The 16,377-nt window shown below is 64.6% G+C and carries 13 protein-coding genes and 1 pseudogene; 5 read left to right on the top strand and 9 right to left on the bottom strand.

The genetic code is table 11. From position 1 onward, the window contains the following. Positions 1–6: 6 nt before the first annotated feature. Positions 7–2,145, top strand: a complete 2,139-nt coding sequence (locus AAHH99_RS04330; protein WP_418767514.1) for a DNA gyrase subunit A — start codon at positions 7–9, stop codon at positions 2,143–2,145. 189 nt (positions 2,146–2,334) lie between these two features. Next, positions 2,335–3,105 (top strand): DUF1906 domain-containing protein, encoded by a 771-nt coding sequence (locus tag AAHH99_RS04325; protein ID WP_418767513.1) that lies wholly within the window; start codon positions 2,335–2,337, stop codon positions 3,103–3,105. Positions 3,106–3,117: 12 nt separating this feature from the next. Here the strand turns inward: AAHH99_RS04325 and AAHH99_RS04320 are convergent, their stop codons facing one another. Next, on the bottom strand, positions 3,118–4,242 hold the full coding sequence (locus AAHH99_RS04320; protein WP_418767603.1) for a coiled-coil domain-containing protein: 1,125 nt from the start codon (positions 4,240–4,242) through the stop codon (positions 3,118–3,120). 523 nt (positions 4,243–4,765) lie between these two features. Here AAHH99_RS04320 and AAHH99_RS04315 point away from each other — a divergent pair. After that, positions 4,766–5,254 (top strand): hypothetical protein, encoded by a 489-nt coding sequence (locus tag AAHH99_RS04315; protein ID WP_418767512.1) that lies wholly within the window; start codon positions 4,766–4,768, stop codon positions 5,252–5,254. Between the two features lie 49 nt (positions 5,255–5,303). Here the strand turns inward: AAHH99_RS04315 and AAHH99_RS04310 are convergent, their stop codons facing one another. Next, complete coding sequence (locus AAHH99_RS04310) at positions 5,304–6,077, bottom strand: cyclase family protein (RefSeq protein WP_418767511.1); 774 nt, start codon at positions 6,075–6,077, stop codon at positions 5,304–5,306. A 66-nt stretch (positions 6,078–6,143) separates the two neighbouring features. After that, complete coding sequence (locus tag AAHH99_RS04305; protein ID WP_418767602.1) at positions 6,144–7,067, bottom strand: alpha/beta fold hydrolase; 924 nt, start codon at positions 7,065–7,067, stop codon at positions 6,144–6,146. Positions 7,068–7,386: 319 nt separating this feature from the next. On the opposite strand from AAHH99_RS04305, the gene AAHH99_RS04300 reads away from it, so the two are divergent. Then, positions 7,387–7,854 (top strand): DUF4262 domain-containing protein, encoded by a 468-nt coding sequence (locus AAHH99_RS04300; protein WP_418767510.1) that lies wholly within the window; start codon positions 7,387–7,389, stop codon positions 7,852–7,854. Positions 7,855–7,959: 105 nt separating this feature from the next. On the opposite strand, the gene arr is transcribed toward AAHH99_RS04300, so the two are convergent. Continuing rightward, positions 7,960–8,421, bottom strand: coding sequence for an NAD(+)--rifampin ADP-ribosyltransferase (arr, locus tag AAHH99_RS04295; protein WP_418767509.1), 462 nt, complete (start codon positions 8,419–8,421; stop codon positions 7,960–7,962). Between the two features lie 306 nt (positions 8,422–8,727). On the opposite strand from arr, the gene AAHH99_RS04290 reads away from it, so the two are divergent. Beyond that, positions 8,728–9,816, top strand: coding sequence for a methyltransferase (locus AAHH99_RS04290; RefSeq protein WP_418767508.1), 1,089 nt, complete (start codon positions 8,728–8,730; stop codon positions 9,814–9,816). A gap of 51 nt (positions 9,817–9,867) precedes the next feature. On the opposite strand, the gene AAHH99_RS04285 is transcribed toward AAHH99_RS04290, so the two are convergent. The 5 genes and pseudogenes from AAHH99_RS04285 to AAHH99_RS04265 form a co-directional block, all read right to left on the bottom strand. Then, a complete protein-coding gene (locus AAHH99_RS04285) occupies positions 9,868–11,610 on the bottom strand; it encodes an NAD-binding protein (RefSeq protein WP_418767507.1) in 1,743 nt (580 codons plus the stop codon). Between the two features lie 3 nt (positions 11,611–11,613). Continuing rightward, positions 11,614–12,000, bottom strand: a complete 387-nt coding sequence (locus tag AAHH99_RS04280) for a DUF6394 family protein (RefSeq protein ID WP_418767506.1) — start codon at positions 11,998–12,000, stop codon at positions 11,614–11,616. A 427-nt stretch (positions 12,001–12,427) separates the two neighbouring features. After that, positions 12,428–12,582, bottom strand: a pseudogene (locus AAHH99_RS04275) (IS3 family transposase); the annotation flags it as partial. A gap of 7 nt (positions 12,583–12,589) precedes the next feature. Next, entirely contained in the window at positions 12,590–13,993 is a 1,404-nt protein-coding gene (locus tag AAHH99_RS04270; RefSeq protein WP_418767601.1) for an alanine/glycine:cation symporter family protein, read from the bottom strand. A 527-nt stretch (positions 13,994–14,520) separates the two neighbouring features. Continuing rightward, positions 14,521–15,987 (bottom strand): APC family permease, encoded by a 1,467-nt coding sequence (locus tag AAHH99_RS04265; protein WP_418767505.1) that lies wholly within the window; start codon positions 15,985–15,987, stop codon positions 14,521–14,523. Positions 15,988–16,377 lie beyond the last annotated feature (390 nt).

Below are 16,377 nucleotides of genomic sequence, written 5' to 3'. Positions count from 1 at the left end.
GATACCGTGACCGCCACCCTGGACATTCCCGAGCAGAACCCCGATCTGGTCATCGACCAGAGCGCCGACGACTACTGGAACCTCTATCAGCTGACGTTCGCGCTCTACAGCGTCAGCGACCGTGCGATCCCATCGGCCTACGACGGTCTCAAGCCGGGTCAGCGTCGTCTGCTCTACCAGATGCACGAGTCGAAACTGCAGCCCGGCAACAAGCCGCAGAAATCGTCGAAGATCTGCTCCGCGGTCACAGGCAACCTGCACCCACATGGCGGCACTTCGATGTACGGCGCTGCAGCGCTGATGGCCGCCGAATTCCAGCGTGTGAAAGTCATTGACGGACAAGGTGCTTTCCCCCGTATCCAGGGCGACATCCCCGCCGCCGACCGCTACACCGAGATGCGGTTGTCGGCACCAGGCGCCGCGCTGACCGCTGAACTCGACAGCCACGCAGTGCCCATGGTGTCGACGTTCGACGGCGAGTGGATCGAGCCGACGGTGCTGCCGGCCCAGTGGCCGGTGCTGATGTGCAATGGGGCCGTCGGCATCGCCGAGGGGTGGGCCACCAAGGTGCCTGCCCACAACCCGCGCGAGATCATGGCCGCTTGCCGGGCGCTGCTGAAAACGCCGAACATGACCGACGACCGGCTGGTCAAGCTGATTCCGGGTCCCGACTGGGGGTGCGGAGCGTCTGTGGTCGGGACCGCGGGCCTGCGTGAGTACATCACCACCGGGCGGGGCCAGTTCACCGTGCGGGGCACGCTCTCGGTCGACGGGAAGAACGTCCTCATCACCGAACTGCCGCCTGGCGTGGCGAGCAACACGGTGCAGGAACGGATTCGGGCCCTGGTCGAGTCCGGGGAGCTCGCTGGTGTGGCGGACATGTCCGATCTGACCGACCGCCGCAACGGGCTGCGCATTGTCGTCACCGCCAAACGCGGCCACAGTGCCGAACAGATCCGCGATCAGCTGCTGGCCCTGACACCGCTGGAGTCGACCTTCGCCGCAAGCCTCGTCGCCCTCGATGAGAACCGCGTCCCGCGGTGGTGGTCGGTGCGCGAGTTGATCAAAGCGTTCCTCTCGCTGCGTGATTCGGTGGTGTTGCACCGCAGTGAGTACCGGCTGGAGAAGGTCACGGCGCGACGTCATCTGGTGGCGGGCCTGATGACCATTCACCTTGACATCGACGCCGCCGTGGCGGTGATCCGTGGCTCCGAGACCGTCGACGAAGCCCGCCAAGGGCTGCAGGACCGGTTCAAGATCGATGCCGTTCAGGCCGACTATGTGCTGGCACTGCAGTTGCGCCGCCTGACCAAACTCGACGTCATCGAGCTGCGGGCCGAGGCCGAGAAGCTGGACACGGAGTTCGCCGAACTCACTGAGCTGGTGTCGAATCCGGATGCGCGTCGGAAGGTCATCGACAAGGAACTGGTGGAGACGGCGAAGTTGTTCAAGGGTCCGGAGTTCGATCGTCGCACCGTCTTGGACTTCGAGGCCGCGCCAGTCACCTCCAACGGCGGTGACGACGGGCCCCGTGAGCGAAAGGTCAATACCGCGTGGCGGCTCGACGACCGCGGCGTGTTCTCCGACAGCCACGGCGAGTTGCTCACCACCGGGCTGGGTTGGGCAGTGTGGACCGACGGCCGGGTGAAGTTCACCGCCGGTGGCGGTCTGCCGTACAAGACTCGCGACATCCCCGTCGCGCCGGACATCACCGGGCTGGTGCGCTCCGGTGTGCTGCCGGACGGCTACCACCTGGCGTTGGTGACCCGACGCGGAAAAGTTCTGCGCATCGACCCGGCGGCGGTCAATCCTCAGGGCGTTGCCGGCAACGGCGTGGCCGGCGTGAAGTTGGCGGGTGACGACGACGAGGTCATCGCCGCGCTGCCCGTCTCGTGCGCCAACGGCGAGGCCATCCTGTCGCTGGCTGAAAAGAGTTGGAAGGTGACCGAAGTCGCCGATATTCCGGTGAAGGGCCGCGGCGGCGCGGGCGTCGGGTTCCACCCGTTCGTCAAGGGCGAGAGCGCGCTGCTTGCGGCGTCGATCTCGGCGGCCGGGTTCGTGCGTGGGAAGAGGGCCGTACGCGCGGAGAACCGTGCCAAGGCGTCGATCAAGGGCTCGGGCCTGGATGTGGCGCCGGCCGGATAGCCGGCAGGGCCGTCGAACGTGAGCTTGTATGCGATTCGAGCAAGAGATACCGCAAAATGCTCGCGTTCGGCGACGGTGAGGTGGGCTGCGGCGACACCGCGCTCGAGTTGGGCAACGAACGGGATACGAAACGGGCTCCGCTCGGCGTGGTAAGGCTGTTCACGCCAGTCACTTTGGTAACTTCGCGCCGTGCAGGTATCCCGGCGTGACGCACTGCGCTACGCCGCGACGGTGTCCGCACTGGCCGGACTCGGTGCGGCATCGGCGGGTACGCACGCGCCGAGGGCCGAGGCCGCCCGCCCCACGCTGATCGACTATGCGATGCGTCAGATCCCGGCGCAGGACATCCGGGCCGCCGGCCACTCCGGCGTCATCAACTACGTCTCGACGTCACGGCCCGGCTCCTCGTTCGGCGCCAAGCCGATCACCCTGCCTTACGCTAAGACGCTGGCCGCGGCCGGTTTGGTGATCGTCAGCAACTACCAGTACGGCAAACCGGGCGGGACCGCGCCATCGGACTTCACCCGCGGGTACGCCGGTGGCGTCGCCGACGCGAAAACCGGTTGGCACCTGCACACCGCCGCCGGTGGCGGACGCACCGCGCCGATCTTCTTCAGCGTCGACGACGACATCGACCGCCAGACCTGGAACGACCTGGCGCTGCCGTGGTTCCGCGGTATCAACTCGGTCATCGGCGTGCAGCGCACCGGCATCTACGCCGGTATCCGACCGTGCCAGTGGGCCGCCGCCGACGGAGTCATCGGAAGATCGGGTTCCGCCGGTCACGTCTGGGCCTGGCAGACCCGATCCTGGTCCAACGGACAGCTTTACCCCGCCGCGGTTCTCTACCAACGCATCATCGACACGGCCTCGAACCCCGGACCGGTGGTCGGCGGAATCCGCGTCGACGTCAACGACGTGCTGGCCCAGGACTGCGGCCAATGGAACCTGCACCCGTGACCGCCTCTGCGGTCAGCGGCGTGGTGTCGTGGTGACGTGCACGTGGTCGTAATGGCCGTACCCTGAGCCCGCCGGACCGCTCGGCGTGTAATACGTGCCGCGCCAGATGACGTCCTGTAATCCGAATCGGCTCGAGTTGCTCAGCATGAAGTCGCGGATCGCGTCGCCGAGCGCGATGCCCTCGGCGCTCTCGGGATTGGGGATCATGATGTCGATCGCCAAGCCGCTCGGATGCCACGGCTTGGAGTCGGGCCGAACGCCGTCGATGTCGGCGATCTGGGGGAATCTTGCGCTGATGGCGCGGGCGGCGAGCACGGTGTTGACCTGTAGGCCCGCCTCGTTCGCGACGCCGGCGGGCAACGCCTCCGGGACGTCGACGCGGGCGGCCGCCAGAGCTTGAGCAGGGTCCACGGGCGGCTGGCCGGGCAACGCGAGGATCGCCGGGTCTGGCGGGGTGGGCGCGGCGGGCGGCGGAGGCGGTGGTGCTGCTGGCGGGACGGCGTTGTCGACGACCGCTTGCTGTTGCGGTGTCAACGCCGCGTACTGCGCCTCCGCGGCCGCGATCTTGCGCAGCAGATCATTCCATTTGGCCTGCAGATCCGCGCGCACCGCGGCGGCCTGCTCGGTCGCAGCGCGGGCGTCGGCGGCCGACTTCTCGGACGCCTGCGCGGCCGACCCCGCGCGGTCACGCTTTGCGTGGTACGTCTTCATTTGCTCAGCGGTCGTGGCGCCGACCACCCGCTGCAGCGACAGCTTGTCGAGCAACTGCTGCGGCGAAGACGCGGTCAGCAGCGCCGCCGCCTGACCGTTGCGGCCACTCATGTAGTCCATCGCCGCAATGCGGTCGACCGCTGCCTGGTAAGGCGCCAGCTCGGCGTTGACGGCGGCAAGGGCATCGAGGTCGGCGCGGTGGCGCTCGTCGGCAGCCTTCTGGGCGGCCTCTTTGGTGTCGACATCGCGCTGCGCCGCCGTGACGGCCTCGCGAGTCTGCAGTGCCTGAGCGGACAACTCGTTGAGCTTGGCCAGCGCGTCGTCCGCCGGGTCCGCATTGACAGAGCCGATCGAGGCGACCAGCACGAGAACTGCGGTTGCAGCACCGCACACCGTTCGTCGGAGTGAGTGGCGCATGCCGGTCACGCGGATTGTCACGATCCTTTTATTGCAGGGACCAACACTTGGTCCGGCCACGTGTGTCTCGGACAGGTTAGGAACTGGCGTCGACAATGTCTACTCGTCCGTCAGTGTGAGCTCTTCCTCCCGCCGGCTTCCGCCTCGCGACTGGGATTCCCCGGGGGTCTCATCGATCCGTCGGTGTGGGGCGCCATCGCCCGAGCGGGATGCCTCCCTCGGCCGGATCGTCCCCCGGTATGCCGTCGTGAGCAGCCCGCTGAGCGCACCTCCACCGCAGAGTGGATGCCGCAGGTGTGGAGATGCCTCGACTTTGCTAATCGTGTTTATTCAGCGTGGGAGGGGGCATGGGGTTCACCATGAGTCACGCCTCGACTCAACGTCCGGCGATGGCTCTCTGAACGACACCTGGAGAACGCCTGATGTGCTCGAGGGCAGGATTCCGTGACACCCGGTGCCCGATGGCACCGGGTGTCACCGACCCTGCTAGCTAGAAGCCGACCATGCAGGCCCGAAGACCGGAGCACACGAGATGAACGTCCGAAAGATTCTGCTTCTTGTAGCCACCTGCCTGGCCGCCACGCTCCTCTTGGCACCGGGTGCCGCAGCAGTACCACGGCCGATGATCCCCGGAGCCGATGCCGCCATCGCCAAGGCCGAAAGCCTGCTCGGGACAGACCAATTCGGTCAGTACGGGTGTGAAGCTCTGGTGGCCTACGCATTCGGGGTGCCGCAAGAGCGATACGGTTGGGACGGCGCTTCTGAGACCATGTACCAAACGCTTCTCGAGCAGGGGAAAATCCACACCGACATGAACCCCCCGCGTGGGGCACTCGTCTTCAGCGTGGGATCCATCGGCCCCCATATCGACATCGCGCGCGGGGACGGGACCTACATATCCGGCGGCGTTCAGGGTCTCTCACCGGGATACGGCGACGGGCACAACATCCAAATCCTGCCCAGCCCGAATGTGGCAAGCGACTGGACCTACCGGGGCTGGAGTCTGGGCTACCCGGAGTAAGCCGGGCTTCTGGGAACAGGATGTCGGTGCGATCAGGACGGTGAATCGCTCAATCGTCGAGTATCGCGACGGCCCTTGTCCACCCGGCCGACGCAGCGTGCACCTTCACCGGAAAACAGCTGATCTGAAATCCGCTGTCCGGGAGCGATTCCAGATTGTGGAGCTTCTCCAGATGGCAGTACCCGATCTCGCGTCCCGCGCGGTGCCCCTCCCAGATGATCGAGGGATCCTGCTCGCGGGAATACCGTTGTGCGGTATAGACAAACGGCGCGTCCCAGCTCCAGGCGTCGGTGCCCGTCAGTCGCACACCTCGCTCCAACATCCACAACGTCGCCTCACGACCCATGCCGCAGCCGGACGAGACGTAATCCGCCTCGCCGTAGCGGGCTCCGGCCGCCGTGTTGACGACAACGATGTCGAGAGGCTGTAGCTGGTGGCCGATGCGATCGAGTTCGTTTGCTACGTCAGCGGCGGTGACCACGTAGCCCGCTTCGAAATGCCGGAAGTCAAGCTTTACCGCTGGTTGCAAACACCATTCGAGCGGAACCTGGTCAATGGTGATTGCCGGCGCGCCACCGTCCATCGTTGACGCGTAGTGGTAGGGAGCATCGAGATGGGTGCCGTTGTGGGTGGTGATCCGGACACGCTCGATCGCCCAGCCCTCGCGATCGGGTAGGTCTTCGACCGTCGCGCCAGGGAAGAACGCGACGACTTCAGCCGCCGTGTCGGCGTGGCTGTAATAGTCGATCTCCGGAAGATGTCCCGGCGGATCTGATGCGATCCCCGCCTGTAGTGGCACCGAGATGTCCACGAATCTACGCATCTGGTTCTCTCCCAATCACTTCTGTCGATCGCTGTCTGTCACGCGACGTTGCTTCGGCGATAATTTTCAATCCGGTGCGGTGCCGATGAACTCGACACCGGCGCGAATCGCAGGACGGTGCCTCAAGATTCGGAAATGCGCCAGCCGGCCGAGTCCCTTGGTGGTCAGCAAGCGTGCACCCGGCCATGCCGCGACGATCTTTTCGCTTGTCACGTAGGGAGTCTCGGGGTCATCGGGGTCGTGGATGAGCAGCATCGGCGGATAGTCGGTTCGGCCGGCAATCCGGACCATGTTGGTGTCCTCCAGCGGCATCCCGATCCGGCGTTCGAGACGTCGATGCAGGCCGGCGCGTATCCGTCGGCCGAAGCCGTGGCGCGCGGCGAACAGATCCAGATAGATCGGGAACTCGCCCATCGGCGCGAGAAACACCAACCGCCCGACCGTCGAGCCCCACGCCGCCGCCAATGCGGTCGCGTTGGCCCCGAGGGAGTGGGCGACAACCGCGCGGGCCGGTCCGTGGGTGCGGATCATGGCTGCAACCGCTTCGGCGCACTCAATGGCGGTGGTGCGACCAGGTGCGAGCGCGCCCGCATCGGACTCGTTGTGGCTGGGCAGGTCGAATGCGATGACACGATGTCCGGACTCGACGAGAGGTTTGACAAACATGCCGAGATGGTGGCGGCGCCCGCCCCAGCCGTGCACAAGATAAACCGGTGGCCCATCGCCCCAGGCCTCGCCCACGATCCGGTGTCCGCTCCAGTGTGCTTCCAATGGTTGACCGGGCGGGACACCGGGGGGCATACGCAGACTGGACTCGATGACCGGCGGCGTGCACCACAACTCCGTCGCCCACCGCGCCCCGACTGCGGGCGCGACTCGCTCCAGCAGCCAGAACATCCGGCGCACCCAGGTGGCGACCGGGGGTTGCACACCGGAACCTTTCACATCGAGAACGGTTGGGCTTGGAGAACCGCCGCCACCTGAAGCAATGGTGTTCGCCTTGGGTGCAGCGATGTGCGTGGCACTACCACAGTCGTCAGAAGTAGCTCGACCTCGGCGAGCGGGCGGGCGGTTGTTCGGGTCCGGCACACGTCGAGGTTAGCGAGACGATGCAGCCAGGCGACATCTCCTTGTCCAACGGCGTGGTCGCGCGGCGACGAGAAACCCGTTGGGCGATGCCCGACAGCTTGACCACCGATGCCCGGTGAGACAGATTGCTCGGCTCAGGCTCGCGGCTGACCGACCTGTCAGACCCTTGGAGGACGCTGAACCAACAACAGTTAGCGCCATCAGCGAAAGGAGTTCTGCCGTGTGCTGGCAGTGCGACCACCCCGAGGCCACCCGGGCCGACTATCACGATGTACTCCGGCGGACGATTCTTGAGCACGGCTGGGCCGTGCAGTTTGTCGAGAGCAACCGGAACCCGTTCGCCTACACCGTAGGACTGCATCCAGCCGGTCTGCCCGAACTGCTGGTGACCGGTGTTTCACCCGAATGGGCGGTGAGGCTCCTCAACACCGTTGCCAACTACCTGATCCGCGAGCGGGTCCCGGCTCCCGGCGACACGATGCAACTACCGGACGGCTGGCAGGCCGAGTTCGTCGCGGTCGCGCAGCCGGACGCGCATTTGACGCTAGCTGTGGAGTTGTACGGCCCCGAGGTGCGCGCGCTGCAGCTCGTGTGGCGAGACGAAGACGGACATTCGGCCTGGTGCCCGGACTTCAACAAAGGCGGCTGCCGACAACCGGTGCTCGGCGTTCGCGGTCCGCAACCTTAGCGGCGTGCGGAATCGTGGCCGTCGCAGCCGAGTTCTGGCCGGCTCATATCCCACGAATCGGCTTACGCGACCAGTTAGTCATAGCCGGTGATGACGTCGAGTTTCTCAGTTGAGGATCTCCGCACCTTCATCTGAGAGAAGCGCAGATAATCGCTCTCGCCACGACTGCAGCTGTTCAGGTGTCAGTCGCGACCACTCGGTGATCTCGCCGACGATCCGCAAAGGGGCCGTGCTGCGGTACGACCGAGTGGGGTTGCCGGGGAACTTCTTGTCCGTCACATTCGGGTCACTCTCGTACTCCCCGGTCGGCTCTACTTTGTACACCCTCGGAAGTGCCTGACCCCCGGCGAGTTCGGCGGCGATCTCCGCCGCAAGGCCAGCGCCATCAACAAAAGCGGTGAAGTAGATGTGGTTCATCACAATCTCGGGACGGTAGTTCGACCTATGGCCCGCGTTGAGGAACTCGCCCACACTCAACTTCGCGGTCGTGCCGTGAAAGAACGGGCCTTCATCACTTGATTCGGACACCTTAAATCCTTCGGACGCACTGCTGAGACGCCCCAGCATGCAGCACTACCCGGCCCTTGCCGCAAGCCCCCTGTCAGGTCTTATCCTGGATGTGAGAGCAGCTTCCGCGGGTTCCGTATGCCGGGCCTCATTCCGCCGAATGACCACACCGAAATGTTTACAGCCATCTGTGGCTGCTGAATCTCCCTCTAGAGCAACATGTTTCGTAACCGTGCGAGTACGAGTCTGGTGCCGCCACCACCCGGTGCGCGGCGTCGGCGCTGGGCTCGATGTCGAAATCCCTCTTCGTGGTGACGCCCCCATAAAGCGGGATTGAGAATGTGCCTGGGCGGCTAACCTGCACAGATGCCGTCGACGCCTCTTCCCGTAGTGCTGGCCACGCTCGCCCTTCGACGGCGCCTCAAGCAGCTGGCAGACCGTTTAGTGCCGCCTCAGATCGCAATGCTGGATCTCGGCGAGGGTGTCGGCGGGGTCCAGATCGCCGCGGCCATCGCCGAACTCGGAATTGCCGACGTGCTCGCCGACGGGCCGATGACCGCGCCGCAGATCGCCGCGCGAATCGACTGCGATGAAGACACCACCCATCGCCTGATGCGCGGCGCGGTCGGATGCGGTCTCTGCACAATGAATCGGCGAACGGGTGCGGTGAAGCTGACCCGTACCGGAGCGGTGTTGCGCAGTGACCATCCCGCTTCGCTTCGGGCCTGGATGCGCTACAAGGGGATGCGGTCGACCGTGGACGCCTGGGGCGGACTGGCCGCCAGCGTGCGCAGCGGCCGAGGCGCTTTCGAGCTCGTGCACGGGATGTCGGTGTGGGAGTGGTTCGCCGCGCATCCCGACGAGCAACGTATCTTCGCCTCGACAATGCGCCAGGCCACCGAGATCGCCGCCCGCGCGATTGCTCGGGTCTACCCGTGGCCGGACGGTGCTGTGGTGTGCGATGTGGCCGGCGGCATTGGCACGCTGCTGTCGGTGATCGTGGCCGAGGCGCGCGCGGATCTGCGTGGGATTCTGGTGGACAGTGCGGGGATGATCGCTGAAGCCGAAGGATTCCTCGCCGACCGTGGTCTGACTGATCGCATCGATTGTGTCGATGGCGACATCTTTCGGGCCATCAACGCAACCGCCGACGTGTATGTGCTCAAGGACGTGCTGCACGACTGGGACGACGAACGCTGCGGAAGGATTCTCGCCGCGGTGGCGGCGAGTATGCCAAGGGGTAGCAAGCTCGTCATCGTCGAATATCTGCAGGAACCCAATCGCCCGAACCCGTTCTCACCGCTACTCGACCTCCACACGCTGACCCAACGAGACGGCGGGCGTCTGCGTTCGGTCGACGAACTCACGGCGCTACTCACCGGTGCCGGCCTACGACCGACCGGCCGCATGTTCTCGGTCGTACCGCACGACCTCGTCGAAGCCGAGAAGCTCTGACCGCGGGGCGCATCGACAACTGCTCGCGTCCGGACGAGATCGCGGGATATTTCACCCGACTGAGGTGCCCGCCCGCCTGCGCTGGGTCATGACACGCCATACCCAGGTCGACGGTGCGACACGTGCGGTCGCAACGTATTCCAGGGTCGTGGGATAGAACAGCGCGGCGGACAGCTCCACCAATCCGTCGTTCTTGCCGGCGAGCAACAACTGATCCCCGACGCATAGCTGCGTATCGTCGTCTGGCGTCATGATCAGCTCCGTATTACGCACCATCAGCAGCGTCACCAGCGGTAACGGTCGGCAACGGTCATCGGGGTCGCGCAACAGGTCGCCTATCGTCAGCTCGTGGCTCTCCAGCCATTGCGTCACTGCGGGTGCCTCGTCAACGGACAGCGTGATGACGTCGCGCTGAGGAACCTGCGTGCCGCAGCGCTCCACCAGCCGATCGCGCGTCCGCACCGCCCACGCCTCATCCTGCTGCACGGCTTCCTCGATGAACCGCCAGAAGTTCGGGTGGACGATCCGCGCCAGTACCTCGCGGGCCACCAGTTCAGTTGGGATGAATACCGAATCAACGTCCAGCGCCATCATCAACGACCGATGCATGCTGTCTTGCTGGCGGACCGAGACGAAGGCGTCCGGGTTGGCCAACCGAGCGCCTTCGGCGAGCGCGATGTTCAGCATGTCATTGTCTGTACCGGCGACGAAGCCCACCGCATCGTCCAACTCCGGTCGGTCGTCGGTGGGGGCGATCTGGTCGACCTCCAGTCCCGAGGCACGCAGGTCCGCGATGACCTGCTCGGCGAATTCGCCGGCACCGCACACCACCCAGCGCCCCTCGACCAAACCGGTACGCAGACCCGGCAACTGGTGCTGATCGTTATCCATCAACCACATCAGTAATTGGTAGAGCACCGGTCGGTGTAACAGCAGCGCCAAATAGCCACCGTATCGGTCATGCGGGTTGATCACCGCAGCCGGGGCGAAGTCCTCCATCCGTTGCTGCACCGCGGGATCGAAGCAACGGGCGATCACCGGCACATCAGGGCGCAATAAGGCGACCGTCATCACGGCGGCCAAGTTCGCGTCCTCGTCGTCGGTGAGCGCCAACACCCCTGCACAGTTGTCCCGGCCGAGTCCGGCCAGCCCGAGGACGGCCGGATTCTGACAATCCCCCTCCAGCGCAGGCACATCGGCGGTCAACGCGTCCGTGACGATGGAATCCACCCGGCGTTGTTGGATTTCGACTACCACGATGCGCCGGCGCTGCTGGTCCAACTCCAAAGCCACCATACGTCCGGTTTGGCCGTACCCCAGGACCAGTAGGAACGGCTCTTTGAGTCTGCGGACCTGCCGCCGGAACCGCTCGCTCGACAGAGCGTCTTGAAATGCCCTGTCCCGCAATGCCGCCAAAAGCACACCGATCGCGTAAGCCCAGGCGATCACCAGCATGAAGATGGACAACGTGAGCCACATGCGCTGCGCATAGCTGAACGGGTATGGAACCTCGCTGTAGCCGACCGTCGTCAGTGTGATCGCCATCTGATAGAACGAATCGAACAGCGTCAGCCGCTGAGGGACTCCGTCGACTACGGGTCCGGGCATCAACATCATTCCGGCGACGTTGAAGCTGAACGTCACGATCACGAAGATGAACGGCGCTCGCATTCGGCGCAGCACGAGGAACAGTGCGCCGGTCGTCTCCACACCGGTCGGTACCTTCACCGGCTTGCGCGTGCGCGGCTGGACCTGCCGTGGCCGCAAGTTCAGCAGGTGGATCGGGTGGCCCATGGGTCAACGACGCCGGAAGGAGGATGTCTCGACAAGCAGCAGGACTACAGACACCAGGTTGGCCAACAGGGCTCCGCCGGAAAGCGAAACCATGCTGGCGGTGTGTGCGGCGTTCAGGCCGTCCGCGGATACCTGGGTGGCCCAAACCCACACCGCAGCCGCGGCTATCAGTTGCAGCACCGCGACCAGGCTGGTCGCTAGGTGCACCGCACCGATTTGAGTCCGGTCTCCGAATTTCAGCACGGTGGCGATCAGGTTGACGATCACGGCCGCGAATAGTTCGTAGACGTTGTGCACCCGGGGGTCGGAGATGTCGCCGACGAAAAAGCCGAAGTTCAAAGTTGCTGCCAGCACCACGAAGAAGCCGAACACCACTTTCTCCAGGTTCACGCTGAGCAGCCTATCGAGGAATTCCGCCGGCTACGGACGAAGCGCGCTGGGATGTTTCCGAACCACTGCCCTTTCGACCGGCATCGCTGCGCCGCGGCGGGCGACCAGCGTGGGCGATTCTGGGGTTGCGGCTTCTGCCACGTCGAGTCCGAGTAGCTCGAGCCCGAGATCGAAGGCACGCGCTCGCCGGCCTCGGTGCCGGCATGGCGGAGGCCAAGCCGGTGCAACGCGATCACGCCAAGTACTGCACCAAGATCAATAGCGACTATGAATTCACCCGGCAGCCCTTTGAAAGGCCTATGACAATTACCGGCCGAACGGCGGACGGCGAGAATTGCACCAAAGCCGGCCGTGCATTGAAACCCGGCTTCCGTCGTCTACCCGAAGGTGGGCCACCGAGATGATCGCGGTACTGGGAGGGGTTCGCCGACAAAGCCCTGCCCGCCCAGGCGTAGAACGTTCTCGGAGCGATATGCACCCGTGCTCGCCGAGCCCGCGACAGATCGGAGCGGCCCCGAAACGATCCCGATGAGCGGCGATGAACTCGCAAATCGCGGCGGTCCGCGGCGGTGGCGCGGGTCGCTATACGTCAGCGCGCGCGTCGTCTTAGACGTTCTCGCGCGCGGAAGTCCTCTGGGTGTTCCTCACTAAAGTAGGCACGGGTTTCTCGATAAATCAGTGGCGACAGGATGAGCAGACCGATGAGGTTAGGTAGTGCCATTAGGCCGTTCATGACGTCAGAGAAGGTCCACACAGTCGTGAGGGCCGTGGTGGCTCCGACGTAGATCACGACGATGAACACAATCCGGTAGGGGACCACCGCTTTTCGTCCGAACAGGTATTCCATACACCGCTCGCCGTAATAGGACCAACCGAGCAGCGTCGAGAACGCGAAGAACATCACGCTAAGCGTGACGATGACGCTGCCCCATCCGCCGGGGAGGCCCTCTGCGAACGCGCGTGCGGTGAAGCTGGCCGCCTCCTCGGGTCCGGCGTCCTTCCACACGCCTGTGACGACGATGGTCAACGCGGTGAAGCTCACCACGACGAGAGTGTCGATGAAGGTCTGGGTCATCGAAACCAACGCTTGGCGCACCGGGTGCGTGGTCTTCGCCGCCGCGGCGGCAATGCCTCCGGTGCCCAAACCCGACTCGTTGGAGAAGATTCCGCGTGCGACGCCATACCGAATCGCGGCCGCCACGGCTGCTCCTGCGAAGCCCCCGGTGGCGGCGGTGCCGGTGAAGGCGTCGGTGAAGATGACGCCAAACGCCCCCGGCACTTGGTCGAGATTGCGGGCGAGCACCGCGGTAGCGCCAAGGATGTACACAACAATCATGATCGGGACAAGGAGGCTGGTCACTCGGCCGATGCTCTTGATGCCGCCTATGATCACCGCAGCTGCCAGCACCACCACAGCAATGGCGGTAGTCGGCTCAGCAACGCCCCACTCTTCGTTGACGTTGGCTGCAACGGTGTTCGCCTGGGTCATGTTGCCGATACCGAACGACGCGAACACTCCCGCAACGGCGAAGAACCCGCCGAGGAAGATTCCCAGCGGACCCTTGATGCCCCTTCGCAGGTAGTACATCGGACCACCGGATTGCTCACCGGCCGCGTCGGTGCGGCGAAACCGGACACCGAGGAAGGCCTCGCAGTACTTGGTCGCCATCCCCACCAGGCCCGTGCACCACATCCAGAACACGGCGCCGGGACCACCGAGAGCGATCGCGGTGGCGACGCCGGCGATGTTGCCGACGCCGACCGTAGCCGCGAGCGCCGTGGACAGCGCCTGATAATGCGAGATATCGCCTTCGGCGCCCAGATCCTTGCGCTTGACGAACGCCAGCCAGAATGCGAGCGCGAGGCGGCGCACCTGTATCCCGCGCAACAGCACCGTCAGATACAGGCCGGACAGGAGGAGCAGCGGGATCAAAAGCCATGGACCCCAGATGAAGCCGCTGGCATCGCTCAAGAGATCATCGAGAATCGCCATCATACCGCCGTATCGCAAACGCCTTGGGACTCCTGAAACCGTAATGCACCACAGCACCAGCACGGGTGAAGAACCGCCTACGTGAGCGCACCGCGCAGTATCGTTCGGCGGATAAGTGGCGCGGACCACGCACGATGTTCAGCGGCCAACGAACTCGGCCAAGCCGCAGCATTAGCGACCTGCACCCCGGTCACCCGAGCCTCGGGCGCAGACCGAGGACGCCGAAGTCATTCCGGAAGCAATCCGCCTCCGTGGGCACGAAGATAGAGGTGACACCCGAGTTCCCGGCTCTGGCGCAGCCCGCCTGACTCCCTGCTCGAGATCGCCAGCGCTGGAAGTGAAAACCTGTCAGCTCGCTCGTCACCAAATAGATTGGCGATTCGGCTACTACTCGCAGGCGTTTTGAACGACCCTGTGGGCTAGAGGTTCTCGCACTTGAAGAACACCTGTTGGCAGGTCCGATTCGACAGCACCCCGCGAGGCGATTGCCGGTGCGGTTGCACGCTGACTCATCGGTGATCGGCCGGTTAGGCGCGCAGGTCGTCGCCCCCCGACGCCCGCCGCCGCCTCAACGCGTTCAGCAATCGATGTTCGGCATCATCGCCCGGCTCGATCCCGGTCGGGACGCGGAGCAAGAAGAACGCGCCGAGCAACCACCAAGCGCCGAACAAGATCCACGGCTGCACGTCGAGGAACGCCGGCATACCCGGCAGGTAAAGACTCAACAATCCCATGCAGAGCACGACGGCTGCGCCGCCGATCACCAAGCCGCCCTTGCCGTTTCCACCGACCCGAAGGGGCCGGTCCATCTGCGGCTCGCGTCGGCGCAGAATCAAGAAGACGATGGACACCAGCAGATAAGCGATGACGATGCTCGGTGACCCGGAGTCGACGAGCCACACGAGCATCGCCTCACCCAGGAACGAAGCGAGGAAGGACAATCCGCCAATGAACAGCAACGCGTTGATCGGAGTGCGGAACCTGGGGTGGAGCTTGCCGAACCATTCCGGCAACATCCCGGAGCGCGCCATCGAATACATCAGCCGCGATGCACCGAGAAGTAAGGAGTTCCACGACGTGAGGATTCCCGCGATACCTCCGGCAATCAACACCTTGGCCATGAAGTCGCTGCCGAACAGCACTCCGAACGCATCTGCGGTGGCGATGTCCACTTCTGCCAGTTCGCCAGCGGGCATCGCCGACGAGGTGGTCATGATCGTGATGAGGTAGAAAATGGTCGCGAGGATCACCGCGATGACAACCAGACGTCCGACCTGACGGGCGGGAATGTTCACCTCTTCCGCGGACTGTGGGATGACGTCGAATCCGACGAAGAGGAACGGAACCACGACGAGGACCGCGAAGAATCCCGCCGCGCCGCCAGCGTAGAGCGGTTGCATGTTGTCGATTGACCCGCCGGTGAAGGCGCCCAAGATCAGCATCAGCGCCATGACCAACAGCAACACGACGACGAATGTCTGTGCCACACTGGCCAATTTGACGCCGAGGATGTTGATGGTGGTGATCACGACCGCAGCGATCGCGCCGACCAAAGCCCAGGTGAGATACACCTCGCTCCCGGCGACCTCCCACAACCGAACCTGGTTGAGGCCTGGGAATAGGTATAACGCGGTCCTGGGCAGGGCCACGGCCTCGAAGGCCACGATGGTGACGTAACCGCCGACAATTCCCCAGGAACCGATGAACGACCACCGCGGCCCCATGCCGCGTAGCAGGAAGTTGTGCTCTCCGCCTGCCCTGGGCATGGCTGCCGTGAGTTCGGCGTACGTCAGACCAACCATCGCCATGATCACGCCACCAGCGGTCATCGCCAGCACGGCTCCGAGGGTGCCTGCCGAGCCGATCCAGCCCCCTGTGAGCACCACCCAGCCGAAGCCGATCATCGCCCCGAAACCGAGGGCCAGTACATCCCAGTTGCCGAGGACCTTCAGTAAGGACGCCTCATCAGGCTTATCGATGGTTCTTCTGTCCATGCGAGATGCGCCTTCCTGGTTCTTGAACCGGCTACCGCGAGGGATGGTCTCAAGCTAACCGCTGCGGTCGCCGTCGGTTCGCTGAACCGCGCACGGCGCCGGACGACGAGCGCCTTCGGTGGTTCGGCGCCTTGGTTGTTTGTTTCGCCGCCGGATGGTGCGTCCATGCTCAGTACCGCAGTGTCGAGGTGTTGTCCTCGGACGCACTTTCTAAATTTGTGACGAATGTGGGTCCGCCGACCACACGCTCAGGACGTGCGCCGCGCATCTGCCTCCCACTCGTCGGCCCATGGGATCGGCTGCCGCGTCACGAGTTCATGGTTACCCGCAGCCCACCCGATTAGTTTGCGGCTTGCGGCCGGTCGAAGCTCGTGACACCACAGTCACCCC

Source organism: Mycobacterium neumannii (genome assembly GCF_048452905.1).
Taxonomy (GTDB): Bacteria; Actinomycetota; Actinomycetes; order Mycobacteriales; family Mycobacteriaceae; genus Mycobacterium; species Mycobacterium neumannii_B.
Note: the sequence above shows the minus strand (reverse complement) of the source record. Positions and strands in the feature narration are given on the sequence as shown.